Raw genomic sequence first — 18,681 nt, forward strand, 5'->3', positions numbered from 1 at the left:
GACACCACCGCGGCTCAGCCGATGCGCAGGTCCGGCCAGCTCGCCAGCGGGTCCGTGGACCGCACCAGGTGCATGCCCGCGTCCGCGAAGCGCTTGAGCGCCGCATCCGCCTGCGGCGTGAAGTCCGCCGCGAAACCACCCTTCCCGTCCGGCACCGTCACCGCCGACATGCAGTCCGTCAGCAGGTACACCTTGCGAGCCAGCGCCGCGTCCTGCGCCACGATTTCGCCGAGCAGGTCGTCGATGGAGCTCTTCACGCAGTGGCTCGCGGCCTGTCCGCCAATCACCACCGCGTCCGCCGTCAGCAGCGTCTTGAGGAACTGGGTGTTGCGCTGCGCCAGCGGCTGTCCGTCATGCCGGCTCATCACCTCCGGACGCAGCACCGAGTAGTTCTCCGTCAGCGGATTGCCGCCCTTCACCTCCGCCCAGGACTGCATGCCGCGCACGTACGAGTGGAACAGCCGCGCCTCCTGCACCACCCCCGCCAGCGCGTGCCCGTCCCCACCGAGCAGGCAGTGCGGCGGCCACAGGTACAGCGTGTACTTGCCCGCGCGCTCCAGCTCCTCGCAGTAGTACTTCACCTGCTTGAGCAGCCACGGGTAGTTGCCACCGCACAGCCACTTCGCCATCGCCGGGTTCGGCTTCGCCTGTCCTCGCTCAATCTGCTCGCGAGTCACCTCGCGGTACGGCGTCAGCGGCTGGTCATCCTGGTCCACCCAGAAGGACGGGAAGAAGATCTGGTACGCGAAGTGGGTGTCGAGCGTCGCCGTCACGTTCGTGAGCGTGCCCAGGTTCTTGTAGATGAACTCGGCGATGCGGCGGCTGTCCTCCACGGCGCCGCGCCCGCTGCGCCCCGCGACGTAGAGCGAGCCCTCCGGGAAGCAGAAGTCCTTCTGCACGTCGATGAGCAGCAGGTGCAGGTTGAATCCATCCGACGCGGCCGCGGTGACACCGTTCGCGCTGCGCCAGGTGCCCGCCTCCATCTGCAGCTTCCCCGCGTCCGGCCCGTAGCTGTACTTCCCCGCGTGCTCCGCCCGATAGAACCCAGGTACCGGCAGCTCCTTCACTTGCTTCCTCATCGCACGACCCCCTGTCATGTAAAGACATCCACCCGGCTCAAGCCATCCGCAGCGCGGTGAGCTCCTGTCGCCCCACCACGACCAATCCCTGACGCGTCAGCAGGAGCCGGGCTCCCGCGTCCACGAAGGGCTCCGCGTCGGGAAAGTCCCGCACGGCCTCCAGGCGCCCCTGTCGCAGCTCCACACGGGTCAGCCCTGCGTCCGTGGCGCAGAACAGCGCCTCGCCCACCGCGCACCGTCCCGTCCCGAGCGCGCCGCCCAGCCACGAGCCGTCATTCGCCTCGGCCACCGCCTGCGCCCGCACCGCGCCATCCGAGCCGAGCACCACGCAGTGATGCACCGTTCGCCCCTGCGTCTGCTCGGCGAGGAACAACCACGCCAGCGACCCGTCGAAGAGACAGTCCGCGTCCACGAGCTGCCCCGACGGCCACGGCAGTGTCAGCCCGTCGCGCAGTCCCAGACGCTCGGCGTCGAAGACGAACGCGCCTCGGAGTCCACCCGCGCGATGGAATCCCAGCCCGAAGCGAGGTCCCACGAACAACCGCGTCTGCCCTTCCAGCACATCGCCGATGCGCTCCGGCCCGTGCACGCCGTCCCGCCACAGTCCGCCCCCCACCGCCCAGTAGCGATGTCTCGCGTTGGCCGCGAAGGCCGGGCGTCCCTCGGGAGCGTCCACCCCCAACCGCTCCCGCTCGCCCAGCGGCCCCAGCACCGCCACCACGCCGTCCCGCCCCACCAGCGTCACGTCCCCCTGGAGCGCCCAGTGCAACGAGGGGTCCAGCGGTCCTCGCATCACCACACGGCCGTCCCCTCGGCGATAGGCGCCATCCGCGTGGTAGAGCCAGCGCGGGACACCGTCCTCCACGCTCGCGTGCACCAGGACCCCGCGCGTGGCGAACAGGCGCGTGGCCGTCACCTGACCTCGCGCCGAGGTGACAGGCGTGGTCTGCGCCACCGCGTTCGGCTGACACGTGGGACAGGCGCGCCGGGCGTGCTCGACACCACACGACGGGCACTGCGTGAAGCGCAGCCCCTCCAAGAGCGGCAGCGGGAAGGCGCCGCGCAGGTCCTCCACGAAGACGCGGTGGAGGTGGTGGAGCACGTCATCGGGGAGCGTCCGCATCGGGAGCGCGGGCTTCGGGTACTGCACCTCCGGATGGAAGACGGTGATGCGCTGGAGCAGCCGCCCCGCGGTCGTCGTGCGCGCGGACGGGGACTTCGGTCGGTGCACGCCGCCATGCGGCCCCACGCACAAGAGTGACTGCATCGCCGCCACGGTGAAGCCGTACCAATCACTCTCACTCGACGCCGGGCGCGTGGGCACCAGGCTCTTCCCGTTCAACCGCACCGGGTCCACGAAGCGCTCGGTGAACAGCGCGCACAGGAACCCTCCGAACTGGAAGCTGTCCGCGTCGATGAGGTGCGCGTCCGCCGCGCCCGTGACGAGCACGTTGAGGTCGTTGAAGTCACCCACCACCACGCCCGCCGCGTGGACTCCAGCGAGCGTGTGGTGCAGCGAGCGCAGCACCTCCACCGCGCGCGCCGAGGTGGCGCCGGCACGACGGAACGAGGGCTCACCGAAGCGCCGCAGCGACTCCACGCCGTCCAGCTTGCGCATGGCGTACCCCAGCACCGTGCGCTCCTTCTTGTCCGTGGCCAGCGCCTGCGGCGTCACCACGCGCCCGGGCAGCCCCGTGGGGAACACGCGCAGCTTGCGCTGGTGCTCGTCGATGCGGGCCCGCGCGGCCTCCTGCTCCACGGCGAGCCCCGTGTAGTCCGGGTGCTCGGGCGGCTTGAAGACCTTGAGCGCGCGGCCGTCCCCCAGGTCGAACACGTCCGCCTCGCCGCCCTTGCCGAGCGCCTTCGCAGGGTCCAACCGCACCTTCTTCCCCTCGAGCCAGACGTCCATGGCCTCACGCCCTCCCCATGCGACGGCGCAGCACCACCAGCGTCGTGTCATCCGGGAGCAATCCCGGCGTGCGCACGAGCCGTCGCGCATCGAAGTCGGCGCGGACCGACTCGCGGTTGAGCATCGCGAGCCTGCGCCGGAGCGCATCCGGGTTCTCGAAGTAGCGCGCCTCCGTCCACAGGCGCGACAGCGGCCCCACCCGCTCATCCCCCGACGGCATCACCACGTCCGCGAGCTTCGCCAGGTCCGCCACGCCGTCCGTGCCGAGCAGGAGCGCGTGCACGTCCTCCGTGGGCACCAGCGCCTGACGCACGAGCGGAGTGTCCTCCTCGCCGCGCGACAAGGCATACGCCAGATACGGCGGCGCGTTGTTCGGGAAGGGCCCCAGCGCATGCACCTCGCCGTTGAGGGCCCACACCCCATCCCCCGCGGAGAAGACGAGCGTGTGAGAGGGCGTCATCACCGCGCCCACCACCGTGAAGAGGAAGTCCCCCAGTGTGTCGCGACCGAGCTCCCCCCGAAGCTCGCTGAGCAGACACAACACGTCCTCTCGCAGGCCGGGCAGGAACCCGGCTTCATCCACACGCTCGTCCTCCGCCAACCGCGTCAGCGCCGCCTGTGCCACCCGGCGCACCCCCAGCTGCGCCCCCAGCTCGCTGCACGGCTGACTGCCACACCCGTCCGCCACCACCGCCACCAGCCCGTGCTCGCTCGTCCGCACACACCACGCATCCTGGTTGTTGCGGCCCGCCCGAGCATGCTCCCGGCCGAGCACCGAGCCCGCGGCGACTTCGAAGGGCAACGAGGACATGGCTCTCCCCTGGCCCGCGACGCGGGCAATGGCAGACACGGACGTGGTCTCGCGGAGCCTCATGGCCCCTGTTCGTGTACTTACGACACCAACATAGTGTCGAAGCTACACGATGTCAACGCGAGCGCGTCTCGCCCTCCGGGGAGGGGCCTTCCAGGGGGCTCAGAGCTCGAAGTTGAAGCCGGCCTTCTCCAACTGCCGGTACTTCTTGTGGTCGAACCGGTAGAGGCGAGCGGCGCGGTGGGAGACGTCCTGCTCCACCTCGTCCAGCTCCTCGAGCAGGTCCATGGCGAGGATCTTCTTGCGGAAGTTGCGCTTGTCGAGCTCGCGCTCGAGGACGATTTCGTACAGGCGCTGGAGCTGGGTGAGGGTGAACTTGGGCGGCAACAGCTCGAAGCCGATGGGCTGGTAGCGCACCTTGCCCTTGAGGCGCTGGAGCGCGGTGTTGAGGATGTCCGCGTGGTCGAACGCCAGCTTGGGCGTGTCCCAGACGGAGAACCACGCCGCCTCGCGCGCATCCGTGGCCGCGCGCAGGGTGTGCGCGCTGAGCTTCACCAGGGCGAAGTACGCCACCGTGACGACGCGACCCCGAGGGTCTCTCTCCGGCGCGCCGAACGTGAAGAGCTGCTCCAGGTGTCCGGGGCGGATGCCGGACTCCTCCTCGAGCTCGCGCCGGGCCGCCTCGTCCAGCGACTCGTCCATGCGCACGAAGCCGCCGGGCAGGGCCCACCGCCCCTGGAAGGGCTCCACGCCGCGCTGGATGAGCAGCACCTTCAGGTCGTCGTCATCCAGGCCGAAGACGACACAGTCCACCGTCAACGCCGGTCTCGGGTACTCGTAGGTGTGGCTCACGGACACCGGGCATAGTGTCCGGAGCACACCCGAGTCAACGCGCCGCCGGCGGGAGGCTCAGGCCTTCACCATGCGCGACAGCTTGTGCCAGTCGACCAGCTGCACGCTCTCCTCGGCCAGGTCGAACTCCACCGAGCGCCGCAGACCGATGACGTCGCCGCCCATCTGGAAGGGCACCTCGCGGTCGAAGTCCATGCGCAGCTTCTGCACGAACCAGTCGTTCATGTGCGGCAGCGGGTGCTCGCCGCGCCATAGCTTGAACATGTTGCGCGTGGCCTCCAGCACGCCCGCGCCGTACACGCGCACGGAGAGCCGGTGCGGGACCTTCTGGGCGAAGGGGAAGGCCTTGAAGCCGAAGCCCCACTCGGGCGTCGTGGCGGCGCCGGCCACGCCCGCCGGGCCCTCGTACAGGAGCGCGCCCTTCTCGCTGTTGGGCACGGGGACCACGTGGCCCTTCGCGTCCACGGTGAGCGCCGCGTCGCCCAGGTTGTAGACGGACACGCGGGGGTTGCCGCCGCCGAACATGTGCCGGGGCACCGTCCGGGTGAACATCGCGGTGAGGTAGCCGCGCAGACCCGCCTGCTGGCTGCGCAGGGGGCCGGAGGCCGCGAGCTGATCCTTGAAGTCCTGAATCATCTCCGCGTCCCAGCCGGTGCCCGCGAACGGAGCCACCTTGCCGTCCACGCGGACCAGCGAGAAGGGCCGCAAGGGCGGCAGGTCGTTCTTCATCGCGGCGATCTGCTTGAGCGCCACGGAGGGCTTCGGGGCGCCGGTGACCCGGGCCCAGGCGTTGCCGGTGCCCATGGGCAGCACGCCGATGGCGGGCAGCGCCACGCCCGCCGCGCGCAGCTCGTTGAGCAGCCCGGTGATGGTGCCATCGCCGCCGCCGGCCAGGAGGAGCGAGGGCGGGTTGGGCCGGAGCTGGTCGGAAATCCAGTGACGGGCCTCGTCGAGCGAGCGGGTGAGCGCCACGCGGGCACGGGGCAGGAAGCGCTGCACCAGGCCGCCGACTCCCTCGGAGCCACGGCGTGCGCGCAAGTTGACGAGGACGGCGATGTCGGTCATGGCGGCCGGACTTTCCCCGGGCCGTGTCATGGCCCGGTCACGGGACGCGAGGGACTCGCCCCGTGACGACAATGTGTGTCTCACACGCCCAGTGCGTGGGCGACACGTGCGCCGAGCCGCCCTCGGGCTTCCCTCCTCCCCAGCCAGGCGGCTGTTGCGACCACGCCCCCGGCGAAGAGGAGGCGGCGCAGGGCTTGCTTGCCCTTCGAGTGGTAGCCGCCGGACGCCGCGGTGCCCTCGGGCATGGGGCGGAAGAGGCTGCCGGCGGTGGCGCCCTGGCGCTCGTCCTCGAAGTGATGCGCCTCGGTGGCGCCGTTCATGGTGCGCTCGAAGGTGCGAGGCATCAGGCCGTGCATGGCGGCGAAGGCGCGGGCGGCGGGGCCGACGAGGACCTCGGCGCGAGGCTTTCGCAAGACGAGGAGGATGCTCCGGGCGACGCGCTCGGGGGTGTAGACGGGCTCGACGGGGCGCACGCGCCAGCCGGTGTAGTTGGCGGTGTGGTGCCACAGGGGCGTGTCGATGGCGGCGGGCATGACGGTGCAGACGTGGATGCCGGTGTCGAGCAGCTCCTGGCGGACGGAGGCGGTGAAGCCGCGCACGGCGTGCTTGGAGGCGACGTAGGCGCTGACGTAGGGGGCGGTGACGGCGCCGAAGGACGAGGAGACGTTGACGAGGGTGCCGTAGCCCTGGCGGCGGAACTGGGTGACGGCGGCGCGGGTGCCGCTGACGGTACCGAAGAAGTTGGTCTCCATGAGCTGGCGGAAGGCGTCGTCGGGGGTCTCCTCCAGGCTGCCCATGAGGTAGACGCCGGCGTTGTTGATCCACGCGTCGAAGCGGCCGAAGGCTCGCACGGCCTCCTGGGCGAGGGCCTGGACGGAGGTGGCGTCGGAGACGTCGGTGGGGACGGAGACGGCGCGGACGCCCCGGGCTTCGCACTCATGGGCGAGGTCCTCGAGCGGGTCTTCGCGGCGGGCGGCGAGGACCAGGTGGGCGCCCTTCTTGGCGAGGGCGAGGGCGGTGGCGCGGCCGATGCCACTGGACGCTCCGGTGATGACGACGACGCGGTTCTTCCAGGCACGCTTCATGGGTGCGAAGTCTCCCGTGGGTGAGTGGTCGCGGCCGTGGCGACGGACCCCTTGGACCAAGATGGGGATGGAGGCGGGCGGCGCCCCGTGCCCCGTGGGGCTCCCCAGGAGGGCGGGCGGCGGAGCGGTTTCCTCGTCCGGACCGGGGGTCCCGGCGCGGGACGGGTCCGTGTGGATTCCACCCGGGGCACAGGTGGAGGGAGTCGAGGGTAAGCAGTTGAAAGCAGGGGGTTTGAAGGGGGTGAGGCAGGGCTGCTATGTGCGGAGGACTGTCCTGTGGGCAACGGAATGGGGCCTGCACCGACGTCTCGTGATGCGCACTCCAAGACCTGTCCTGCTGCCCTGGGTGGCTGCTGTCCTCCTGTCCTCGCCGGCCTGTATCGAGGTGCCGGGCATTACCGATGTCCGGGGCGAGGTGCGTCTGAGAACACCCGAGGCGACCGCCTATACGAAGGGTGTCCTGGACATCAGCCTCGATGTGACGGGGCATCCGCCAGACCGCGTGGAGCTGCTCTGGGATGGAGAGGTACTCGCGGTGCTGGAGTCCCCGTACACCTACGCGTTGGACACGACGGGGGTAGCGGAAGGAGAGCACCGGCTGGGAGCCCAATTGGTGTTCGGTGAGACGGTGCTCGCGGCGGAGGAGCGGCGGGTCGTGGTGGATCGCACGGCGCCCCGGGTGGTGTCCCAGAGCCCTGAACCGGGGGCCGGGAACGTCTGGGTGAAGAGCGCAATCCAGGCCGTGTTCTCCGAGCCCATGAAGGAAAGCTCCGTGACGAGCACCTCCATGCGACTCATGGTCGAGAACGCGGAGGCGGCTCGGACGGTATCGCTGTCAGCGGATGGCAAGACGATGACGGTGACGCCGGCAACGCCCATCTCTGCCCCCGCCTCGGCGGCCATCACACTCACCTCGGCTCTGACAGACCTGGCGGGGAACGCCCTGGAAGTTCCCACGAGCGCATGGAGTTGGGAACACCCCAAGGTCCGGTTCGAGGTTTCGAGTCCCATCTTCGACAAGGATTCGGGAAGCATCCACGCCCACCGCTATGCATTCGGCTCGGATAGGCGGGGGCATGCATTCATCATCCAAGCCGAGAATTTCCTGACGCATGTCCAGTTGCGTGTCTACACCAACGCAGGTAGCGCCTGGGCGGAGCTGGGAAGAGGCCTAGAGGCGAGGCCCACCGGTTTCGAGCCCTATCAACCCACGCTCCGGTTCGACCCCGGGGATGGTTCCCCCGTCGTCGCATGGCATGAAGGAAATGGCAGCAACGAGGACGAGCGCATCTATGTCGCCCGCTGGACGGGCTCTCAATGGAGTTATCTGGGAGGGCCGACGGGTATCGTTCCGGAGCACCCCTCCGGCCTCCATCCCGTCATGAACCTGGATTCGGTGGGGAACCCGCTGGTCGCATTCCTCTCCGACGCGGAGAAGACGACCTACGTCTACCGCTGGATGGGAACGACGTGGGAGCCCGTCGGAGGAAGCCTCAACGCACCGCTTGAGTGGGATTCGAGTCAACCCATTGGTGTCGTGGCCAGCCCTTCCTCCAACACCGTGTTCGTGGCCCTCCTGGGGACACAACACGACGTGCCTAAGCTCGCTGTCGCCCAATGGGATGGCACCACGTGGAAGACTCTTCGTGGAACCCAACCTCCGGTCGATCTCCCCCTAGGGGTCCCACCTGCTCGCGACTTCGGCCTCTTCATCACCCCGGACGGGAGACCGCTCCTGACCTGGCTCGAGCAAGGAAATCCTGGCTCCGCCACCGCGCGCTCCTACGTCTGGATGAACGGTGAATGGTCGCACTACTGCCCGCCACTCAATCCTTCACCGGAGCGGCACTCCCAGCTATCGCGCCTGGAAGTCGACCCCACCGGGTCGATGTGGATGCTCTGGGCAAAGGATGGCACCCCTGGCTTCCATATCGAGCAATGTACCGGTGAGAACTGGTCACATTTCGCCAGCAGCTCGACTGCTCCACATCCGATTCCGACCGCGGTACTCACGACCTCCAGTCCCGCGCCACACACCCACGGTCTTCAAGTGCTGACCACCCTCTCGAGCGGTGGTGTTCAGGCTGTTCACGTCCATCCCAATCGCTGACGCCGACCATGCTCTCACAACGTCGAGCCATTCTCCTCTCATCCCGGGAACAGACCATGCGGTCCGCGTTGCTCATCCTGAGCTTGATTCTTCCCCTCACCGCCTTCTCCGCACCGCGGCGAATGGTCGTCGCGGGAGGCGACTGCAAGGACGCGGAGCTGGGCAGTCAGGCCAACGCGTTCCTCGGCGCCCTGGTGTCCCGCCCCGAGCAGGACGTCCTGAGCGCGGAGGGGTTCAGCGAGCGGCTCTTCCCTCAGCCCAGCAAGAGCTACGAGGACCTCCAGCGCCAGCTCGACTCGGCCCAGGACCACTTCTACGAGAACCGCAACGCCAAGGCGGTGCAGCTCGTCGACGAGGCTCTCCAGCAGATCAACCGGCTCCCCGTTGGTGAGGCGCGCCGGAAGCTCTTCGTGAGCGCCCAACTCCTGCATGGAATCAACTACCGGGCCATGTCGCGACAGAAGGAGAGCGACACCGCGTTCCGCAACGTGCTGCGGCTTCAGCCCACGTACGCGCTCGACCCCGACTACTTCGCCCCCTCGGTGAGGCAGGGCTTCGAGAAGCTGCGGCGGGAGATGAATCAGGCTCGCAAGGTGAAGCTCTCGATACGCTCCACACTGCCGACCTCGGACGTCTATCTGGATGGTCTCAAGGTAGGCCAGTCGCCGATGACGCTCGATGTTCCGGCAGGCACCTATGACCTGACCGTGGTGAAGGGCGACGCCATCAGCTTCCCCCGGCAGATCCAGGCGCAAGGCGTGGACACGCCGCTGCTCGTCGACCTCGCCTACGAGGGCTCCATCATCGCCACACCGTTCCCCTGTCTCACCACGACCGATGGGAGTGATGAGCGGACCCTGAGCCACGCGGTCCGTCTGGGAGGCACGCTCGGCGTCGAGGAGGTCATCGTCGTGCGCCTGGAGCGCCCCAGCAGCGGCCCCAAGTGGTTCGCGGCCACCGTGCTCAATGTCGAAGGCGGCCAGAAGCTGCGTGAAGGCGGCTTCAAGACCCAGGGCCTCGACGCTCCCGCCGAAGCGCTCTCCGCGCTCGTCGACTTCGTGACCACGGGGCGCTCCCCTTCCAACCTCGTGGTGATGAACTCCAATGGCCGCGCGCCCTGGGAACAGCCCAGCACCACCGACAAGAACGGACCTCCACCGGGAAGCGGCCTGGATGTCAGCGCGCCGGACCGCCTGACGGAGGGCGTCACGGGCACTGCATCCCAGTCCACTCCAGGCCTGCGGGTGGCGTCCTACGTCCTGCTCGGTACGGGCGTGGCTGCGCTGGGTGGCGCGGGCGTGGTGCGACTGCTGGCCCAGAAGGACGTGAACGATTTGGAGAAGCGGCTCGAGAACGGACGCATCCGCTCCACGGACCAGGAGTCCCTGCGCCTGCGTGATTCCCTCGTGCAGAAGAACAACCTCCTCACGGGGCTGCTCGTCGGAGGCGGTGCCGCGGCCGCAACGGGCGCAGTGCTCTTCCTTCTCTCGCCCTCACCCGAGGCGCCTCCGCCTGTCTCCGTGGGCGTCGCCACGGACGGCGATGGTTTCTCCGCGAGCCTCTCCGGAACCTTCTGACTTTCGCGCCTTCATGACCTGGCGGCGGCCCACTCCCACGAGGAGTGGGCCCGCCGTGCCTCGCTGCGTCAGACAGGCCGCGCTTTCGCGCACGTGGCGCGCCAGCCTCGCATCCGCGGCGTAGAGTGCCGCGCATGACGCGAGCCCTACTTGCCCTCCTGCTGCTGGTCACGAGCGCTTCCGCCGCGGCCCCTCGCACCCTCCGAGTGGACTACTTCCACACCGGCAACGCCACCGAGGAGCGCTTCAGCCTCGACAAGGTCGTCATCGAGCCGCTGCCCTGGCCGGGACATCCCCAGCGCACCATCGATAACACCAACCTCGGCAAGTATCTGTACGAGGTGAGAGATCGCGAAACGAACCAACTCCTCTTCTCCCGCGGCTTCGCCTCCATCTATGGCGAGTGGGAGCTGACCACCGACGCGAAGAGCGAGAACCGCACCTTCCACGAGTCCCTGCGCTTCCCCACGCCCGAGCGGCCCGTGCAGGTCCTTGTGAAGAAGCGCGATGCACAGAACGCCTTCCGCGAGGTGTGGTCGCTCGTCGTCGACCCCAAGGGCATGTTCGTGGACCCGTCCTCGCCTCCCGCGCCGGGCCCGCTCCTGAAGCTCCTGGAGAACGGCCCGCCGGAGCAGAAGGTGGACCTGCTCATCCTCGGTGACGGCTACACCCAGGCCGAGCGCGGCAAGTTCGAGAAGGACGCCAAGCGGATGGTGGACATCCTCTTCACCTTCTCGCCCTTCAAGGAGCGCAAGGCGGACTTCAACGTCTGGGGGCTCGCCCCCGCCGCCACGCAGTCCGGCATCTCCCGGCCTTCCACCGGCGTCCACAAACGCTCGCCCGTGGGCACCACGTATGACGCGTTCGGCAGCGAGCGCTACGTGCTCACCTTCGACAACAAGGCGTTCCGGGAGCTGTCCGCCTTCGCGCCCTACGAGTTCGTGGAAATCCTCTCCAACGGCAACACCTACGGAGGCGGAGGCATCTTCGGCCTCTACGGCACGGTGGCGTCCGACAGCCTGTGGGCGCCCTACGTCTTCGTCCACGAGTTCGGTCACCACTTCGCGGGGCTCGCGGACGAGTACTACACCTCCGAGTCCGTCTACGTCCCCAGCGAGGACCGCCTGGAGCCGTGGGAGAAGAACGTCACCGCGCTCAAGGACCCCGAGCAGCTCAAGTGGAAGCACCTGGTGACGACTGGGACACCCTTGCCCACCCCGTGGGGCAAGGAGGCCTACGAGAACCACTCCAACGACATCCAGAAGCGCCGCCGCCAGGTCCGCGCCCAGCGCAAGCCGGAGTCGGAGATGGACTCGCTGTTCATCGCCCAGCGCGACTGGGAGGAGAAGTTCCTCTCCTCCCAGAAGTACTCGGGCAAGGTGGGCGCCTTCGAGGGCGCGAACTATGAAGCGCGTGGGTATTACCGACCCCAGCTCGACTGCGTCATGTTCACGCGGGACCGGGTGCCCTTCTGCGCGGTGTGTCAGAGCGCGATTTCACAGGTCATCGACTTGTACGCGGGTCAACGCGGTCAGACACCCCGCAAGACTCCGTGAAAGCCTGACTTTTCAAGGGAATCCCGCGTGACATGGCGGTGTCACGCGGGCCCCGCAATGGACCCTCTCCGGGTTCGGGTGTAAGGGGGCGGGGCTACTACCTGCCGCATCCCAATGGAGGGGACCGCATGCTGAAGCGAAATTGGCTTCCAGCTCTCATGACCGCCGTGTTCGTCACGCTGGGCACGGGCTGTGGAGATGAGTGCGTCGACCAGTTTGACTGTCGCGCCGACAATGGCCAGCCGAGCCAGGGCAATGAGTGGGTCTGTGACGACGGCACCTGCAAGCAGGAGCCCGTCACCCAGCCGCCGGACCCGGATGCGGGCACGCCCGACTCGGGCACGCCGGATTCCGGTACGCCGGACTCGGGCACGCCGGATTCCGGCACGCCGGACTCGGGTACGCCGGACGCGGGCGTGACGTGCAGCCCGGCTTGCGCCACGGGTGAGATTTGCGATGTGAGCTCCGGCACGGGCGTGTGCAAGACCTGCCGTGACACGGCGACGGCCTCGGGCACCGACGAGGGCTGCTCCGCCACGACGCCCATCTGCGACCCGACGGGCGCGAGCGGCAAGGGCGTGTGCACGGCGTGCCGTGACACGGCCACGGGCAGCGGCCAGGACAACGGCTGCTCCGCCGAGACGCCGGTTTGCGACCCCGCCGGCAACAACGGCGTGGGCGTCTGCAAGGCGTGCACGGACTCCGCGACGGGCAACGGCCAGGACAACGGCTGCTCGGCCACGGCACCCATCTGCGACGCGGCGGCCAACAATGGCGCGGGCGCGTGCAAGGTCTGCATGGACTCGGCGACGAGCCCCGACCTGGGCTGCTCCTCGCCTACCAACATCTGCGACACGGCGGCCAACAACGGCGCGGGCGAGTGCAAGGTGTGCAACGCCACCGAGGGTTGCCAGGGTGAGCAGACGTGCAACGCCACGGGCACCGCCTGCGAGGGCTGCGCGGACAACGCCTCGTGCGACCCGTCGACCCCGGTCTGCCGCACGGACACCACGCCGACGGCGTGCGTCGAGTGCACCGCGGACCAGACCGCGCACTGCGATGCGACCAAGCCGGCCTGCAACGCGAACTACCTGTGCGGCTGCACGACGAACGAGCAGTGCGCCGGCGTGCCGGACAGCGCCCGTGACTTCTGCGACACGACGGGCAACAACGGCCGCGGCCAGTGCGAGGTCTGCGTCACCGATGCGCAGTGCGCGGGTGTGGACCCGACGAAGCCCGTCTGCAACAACCGCACGGCGTGCGTGCAGTGCCTGACGAACGCGAGCTGCTCGGCGGGACAGGTCTGCAACACGACGACCAACGCGTGCGAGACGGCTCCGGGCCCGACGGCGGCGGAGACCAGCGATCAGATTGATGATTTCCTGGGCGCGGCGGCTGGTGCTCTCAACCAGCCCATCAATGGTGCGTACGTCACGTTCATCAAGCCCGCCGTGCCGGGGCAGGCGACCTCGGAGCAGGTGGGCTTCTTCCTCCAGGCGGAGCCCAATGGCCCTGCGATGCTGGTCACCGATGCTGCGGCCCTGAGCCAAGTTTCGGTGGGCGACCGCGTCAGCCTGACTGTGACGGAGAAGTTGGTCAACAACGCGATCAAGGAGGCCAAGACCGTCACGAACTTCACCCGTCTCAGCCAGGGCCACAGCGTGGCCTCGCTCGCCGTTGACCGCTCTGGTGCGGCCGACCTCGTCAGTGGGCTCGACACGTACGAGTACGAGCTCATCTCCCTCACCGGCACCATCTCGGATGCTGGCACGGCCCAGGGAGCGGGCTTCATTGGCTTCACGTTCACCACGACAGGTCAGACTTCGGCGGTGAATGCCCTGAGGGCACGCCTGCCGACGGGCCTCGCCCAGTCGCTCGACGTCACTGTCGGCTGCCAGTTCCGCCTCGTGGGCCCCGTGTGGCGGTTCACCACCAACGCCCAGCCTTCGGCGTTCAGCGCGTCTGACTTCACCATCACCAATTGCCCGGCTCCGAAGCTGACCGCCGCCGCGGGCACTGCGGCCACGACGGTCACGCTGACGTTCGACCGCAACATCGCCCAGGACAGCATCACCGACGCCGCCAGCCAGTTCACCTTCTCCAACGGCCTCATGGCCACGAGTGCGCAGGTGACGGGTCGCCAGGTCGCGGTGACCACGACCGACCAGACCGCGGGCGCCGCGTACACGGTCACCGTCGCCAACACCGTGACGGACTCGCGTGGCGTGGGTGTCGCTGCCGCGAACAACACGGCGTCCTTCACGGGCTATCGCGTCGTCGCGGTGCTGCGCATCACCGAGGTTCAGCCGAATGGACCGAGCAACAGGGACCTGGTCGAGTTGCAGGTCATCCAGGGCGGAACCACGGACGGGCTGGTGCTCCAGCAGGACATCAACTCCCCCACGACGCTCCTGACGTTCCCGAATGTCACCGTGGCCCAGGATGACATCATCGTCGTCCACATGAGCGAGGCTGCGGCGTACGTGGGCGAGACCACCGCCAAGAACCAGTTCCCCAAGAGCACGACGCCGGCGAACTACGACACCGCCTGGGACTTCAAGGGCAACTCGGCGAACATCACGTTCTCGAACCGCCTCGTGCTGGTCAAGGACGCCTCCGGAACGATTCAGGACGCTGCTTCGTTCGTGCGCGCGAGCGGATTCACCACGCCTCCTGGGGCGTTCCCCGCGAACCTGCAGGCACTCCAGGCCACGGGGCAGTGGCTGCCCGCGAACTGCGGTGGCGCGAACTGCACCTACGACTCGACTCCCTCGGCGGTGGCGGTCTCGGCGGACTGGGCCGATATCCCGACGTCGCAGGTGACGCCGGATACGGTCACCATCCGCCGCGTCAGCGCGACGGATACCAACATGGCAGCGGACTGGGCCGTGGGGCCGTCTTCGTGGGGCGTCGCGAACCCGTAGTCTGATTCCGTCTCCCTGAGACACCTGGCCGCGGTCCCTTCGGGGGCCGCGGCCTTTTTATTGGCCGCAGCCTGGGCGGCCTTGAATCCATGTCATTCCCGGTGACTACAGTGTTGACTGCACCACGGAGCACAACCTCCTGCTCCGACGGACCGGAGTCCCCATGCGGTCAAGCCGCGCCCTTTCGCTGCTGCTCATTGTCTCTCTCGCAGCCTGCTCCAGCTCCCCGCCACCGAAGCTGCCCGACACGCCCGACTCGGGCCCAGGCCCTTCCGATGGCGGCGGCAATCCGCTCTCCATCCAGTCCACCGCGCTCCCCGACGCATACCTCGGTGAGTCGTACGCCTCGCCCCTCGTCGCCTCCGGCGGCACCGCCCCCTTCGTCTGGAGCCTCGCCAGCGGTGAGCTGCCCTCGGGCCTGAGCCTCTCCAACCAGGGCCTCGTGTCCGGCACCCCCACCGCCGTCGGCTCCTTCTCCGCCACCCTCCAGGTCGAGGACAGCGCCGGCACCCGCGTCTCCAAGCAGTTCGAGCTCACCGTCCTCACCCCGCCGACACTCGCCAACACCAACCTGTCTCTCGGCGTCGTCGGCGCGCCCTACACGTTCAACTTCACGGCCTCGGGCGGCCGCCCTCCCCTCTCCCTCCATCTCGCCTCGGGCACGCTGCCCGCGGGGCTCCGCCTCGACGCCCTGTCCCTCGTCGGTACCCCCACCACCTCGGGCACGTCGACCTTCACCCTCGAGGTCCGGGATGCCAACAACCGCTCGGCCTCCGCCGCCTTCCAGCTCACCGTCCGCGACGGCCTCACCATCACCGCCACCCACCTCCCCGATGCCTATACGGACAGGACCTACGCCCAGGCCCTCACCGCGCTCGGCGGCACGGCGCCGTACACGTGGGCGCTCGTCAGCGGGACGCTGCCTCCCGGACTGAGCCTCCGCGACTCGGGCCACCTCGAAGGGACGCCCACCACGTCGGGCGACTTCACCCTCGTCCTCCGCGTCACGGACTCCGCCGGCGCCACGGACTCGCGTGAGGTCTCTGTCTCGACCTATCTGCCTCCCGCGTTCGCCGCCGTTCCCGCGCTGAGCTTCTACGTCCGCGACAACGTCACCCGCCCCCTCGAGGCCTCCCAGGGCAAGCCCCCGTACCTGTTCACCACGACGGGGCCCCTCCCTCCCGGAATCACCCTCGCTCGCGAGGGGCTCCTCCACGGCCAGCCCACCCAGAGCGGCGACTTCACCTTCAATGTCGTCGCCAGTGACGCCAACAGCCGCACCGTCTCGCGCTCCGTCTCCGTCTCCGTCTCCACGCTGCCCACCATCACCACGCAGAGCCTCCCCGAGGCGACTCGCGGCATCGCCTACCAACACACCCTCGGCGCCACGGGTGGCCAGGGCACCCTTTCCTGGACGCTCGCCTCCGGTGCACTCCCCCCGGGCATCTCCCTGTCGACCCAAGGCGCGCTGAGCGGCACGCCCTCGACCACGGGCTCCCACGCGGTCACCCTGCGCGTCTCCGACGCGAATGGCCGCACCGACAGCCGCGCACTCGCGCTCATCGTCGAGGCTCCGCTCTCCCTGAGCGGCACCCTCGCGGATGGCTACGCGGGCACCTCGTACTCCAGCTCCATCACCGCGGCGGGCGGGCGCGCGCCCTTCACCTGGAGCATCGCCTCGGGCACGCTGCCCTCGGGCCTCAGCCTCTCACCGGACAACGGGCTCGTGTCCGGTACCCTCGGCCCCACCGCCGCCTCCTCCACCGTCACCCTTCGCGTCACCGACGTCGCCAGCCGCGCCGCCACGCTTCAGGTCACGGTCTCCGTCTACGCGCTCCCCAGCGTCACCACGGACCTGCTGCCGCCCGCCACGCTCGGACAGCCGTACTCGACCCAGCTCGCCGCCTCCGGTGGCAAGGCGCCCATCACCTGGAGCATCGCCTCGGGCACGCTGCCCTCGGGACTGAGCCTCTCCACGTCCGGCCTCATCAGCGGCACCACGAACGCGAGCGCCACCACCTTCACCGCGCGCGCCACCGACGCCAACGGCCGCTTCGCGGACAAGAGCCTCTCGTTCACCATCATCGAGCCACCTCCCGCGGTGACGACCACGACCCTCCCCGACGCCACCGTGGGCCAGCCCTACTCCGTCACCCTCACCGCGTCCGGTGGCAGGGCGCCCCTGAGGTGGAGCACCTCGAGCACGCTGCCCGCGGGGCTCTCGCTCTCCACGACGGGGACGCTCTCCGGCACCCCCACCACGGCGGGCACCCCGCGCATCACGTTCGTGGTGACCGACGACCGGAACTCCTTCGCCTCACGCGAGCTGCCGCTCAACATCCTCCCAGCGGGCGTCGAAATCACCGTGGGCCACTGGAACCTCGAGTGGTTCGGCTCGGACACCCTGGGCCCTCCGAACTCCACCTCTCCCGGTGGCGCACCCGATGACCTGCAGATCGCCCACACCCGCGACATCCTCCGCGACACCGGCGCCAACATCTGGGGGCTCGTCGAGGTCGTGGACAATCAGGACTTCGAGACCGTGCTCGCGCAGCTCCCCAACCACCAGGGCTTCGTCGCCAATGACTGGAGCCGCGTCCCCAACACCGGCGGCTACTACTCCACGAACGAGCAGAAGCCGGCCATCCTCTACGACGACAGCGTCACGTTCCAGAGCGCCGAGCTCATCCTCGTGGAGAGCGAATCCCTCTTCGCCGGACGCCCTCCCCTGCGTGTCGACTTCACCCTGCGAGGGACGACCACGCCCCTCACCGTCATCGTCCTGCACATGAAGGCGTTCGCCGATGAGTACTCATACGGGCGGCGACGGGAAGCGAGCCTCGGGCTCAAGTCCTATCTCGACAACCAGGCGCTCCAGAACGTGTTCGTCATCGGAGACTGGAATGACGACGTGGACGTGTCCATCACCACCGTCGCCGGGGTCCCGCTGGCCACGCCCTTCGAGAACTTCACCAGCGACTCGAACTACACCTTCATCACCGGGGCCCTGTCGAGTCGCCCGGAGAGCACCACCACCAGCCACTCCGACACCATCGACCACACGCTCGTCAACGCGAGCGTCGCCGGGACCTTCGTCCCGGGCTCGCTGACGGTCATCCGACCCACGGGGATTCCCAACTACGGCAGCGTCGTCAGCGACCATTACCCGGTCATCAGCCGTTATGCCTTTGGCGGAGCACCGCCAACTGCGCCGAGGGTCATCATCAACGAGGTCCTCGCCAACGAGCCCTCCACCCCGAACGGCGACGGCACCTCCACGCCGGACCCCGATTACGAGTTCATCGAGCTGGTCAACCTGGGAACGGCCCCCGCCGACGTGTCCGGGTGGACCTTGTCGGACTCCGTCAGCGTCCGTCATGTCTTCGCCAACGGGACCATCGTCCCCGCGGGCAAGGCGTACGTCGTGTTCGGTGGGAATCGTGGCTACTCGCCCGGTACACCGAACACCGTGTCCGCCTCGTCCGGGGCGCTCGGGCTCAACAACAGCAGCGACTCCGTGTTCCTGCGGGCGCTGGACTCCGCCCTCGTGGATGACTTGAGCTACACGGCCACCGAGGACGACACCTCCATCAATCGCTCGCCCGACGCCCAGGCCGGCGCGCCCTTCGTCCGCCATCCCCAGCTCAACCCCACGCTCCGCGCGTCCCCCGGACGGCGCGCGAGTGGTTCGGCGTTCTGAGCGGACGTTGTGG

Annotated in this window: 11 protein-coding genes; 5 read left to right on the forward strand and 6 right to left on the reverse strand. The window is 68.7% G+C overall.

Annotated elements, in window-relative coordinates; genetic code table 11:
- Positions 1-14: 14 nt before the first annotated feature.
- The 6 genes from K8640_RS31420 to K8640_RS31445 form a co-directional block, all read right to left on the reverse strand.
- Positions 15-1,079 (reverse strand): nicotinamidase, encoded by a 1,065-nt coding sequence (locus K8640_RS31420; RefSeq protein WP_141332215.1) that lies wholly within the window; start codon positions 1,077-1,079, stop codon positions 15-17.
- A gap of 37 nt (positions 1,080-1,116) precedes the next feature.
- Positions 1,117-2,988, reverse strand: coding sequence for a hypothetical protein (locus K8640_RS31425; protein WP_223750457.1), 1,872 nt, complete (start codon positions 2,986-2,988; stop codon positions 1,117-1,119).
- A gap of 4 nt (positions 2,989-2,992) precedes the next feature.
- Positions 2,993-3,799, reverse strand: a complete 807-nt coding sequence (locus tag K8640_RS31430) for a protein phosphatase 2C domain-containing protein (RefSeq protein WP_223750458.1) — start codon at positions 3,797-3,799, stop codon at positions 2,993-2,995.
- Between the two features lie 162 nt (positions 3,800-3,961).
- Positions 3,962-4,651 (reverse strand): NrtR DNA-binding winged helix domain-containing protein, encoded by a 690-nt coding sequence (locus tag K8640_RS31435; protein ID WP_141332218.1) that lies wholly within the window; start codon positions 4,649-4,651, stop codon positions 3,962-3,964.
- A 57-nt stretch (positions 4,652-4,708) separates the two neighbouring features.
- Positions 4,709-5,716: a diacylglycerol kinase family protein gene (locus K8640_RS31440; RefSeq protein ID WP_223750459.1), complete on the reverse strand. Its 1,008-nt coding sequence runs from the start codon at positions 5,714-5,716 to the stop codon at positions 4,709-4,711.
- Between the two features lie 80 nt (positions 5,717-5,796).
- Positions 5,797-6,801: an SDR family oxidoreductase gene (locus K8640_RS31445; RefSeq protein WP_223750460.1), complete on the reverse strand. Its 1,005-nt coding sequence runs from the start codon at positions 6,799-6,801 to the stop codon at positions 5,797-5,799.
- A 346-nt stretch (positions 6,802-7,147) separates the two neighbouring features.
- Here K8640_RS31445 and K8640_RS31450 point away from each other — a divergent pair, with 346 nt between their 5' ends.
- The 5 genes from K8640_RS31450 (at position 7,148) to K8640_RS31470 (ending at position 18,668) form a co-directional block, all read left to right on the forward strand.
- Entirely contained in the window at positions 7,148-8,911 is a 1,764-nt protein-coding gene (locus K8640_RS31450) for an Ig-like domain-containing protein (RefSeq protein WP_223750461.1), read from the forward strand.
- Between the two features lie 56 nt (positions 8,912-8,967).
- Positions 8,968-10,488: a PEGA domain-containing protein gene (locus K8640_RS31455; protein WP_223750462.1), complete on the forward strand. Its 1,521-nt coding sequence runs from the start codon at positions 8,968-8,970 to the stop codon at positions 10,486-10,488.
- Between the two features lie 134 nt (positions 10,489-10,622).
- Positions 10,623-12,044 (forward strand): IgA Peptidase M64, encoded by a 1,422-nt coding sequence (locus tag K8640_RS31460; protein WP_223750463.1) that lies wholly within the window; start codon positions 10,623-10,625, stop codon positions 12,042-12,044.
- Between the two features lie 128 nt (positions 12,045-12,172).
- Positions 12,173-14,968, forward strand: a complete 2,796-nt coding sequence (locus K8640_RS42955; RefSeq protein WP_305070698.1) for an Ig-like domain-containing protein — start codon at positions 12,173-12,175, stop codon at positions 14,966-14,968.
- 163 nt (positions 14,969-15,131) lie between these two features.
- Positions 15,132-18,668: a putative Ig domain-containing protein gene (locus tag K8640_RS31470; RefSeq protein WP_223750464.1), complete on the forward strand. Its 3,537-nt coding sequence runs from the start codon at positions 15,132-15,134 to the stop codon at positions 18,666-18,668.
- The last annotated feature ends 13 nt before the right edge of the window (positions 18,669-18,681 follow it).

Source organism: Myxococcus sp. XM-1-1-1, assembly GCF_020037095.1.
GTDB lineage: Bacteria > Myxococcota > Myxococcia > Myxococcales > Myxococcaceae > Myxococcus > Myxococcus fulvus.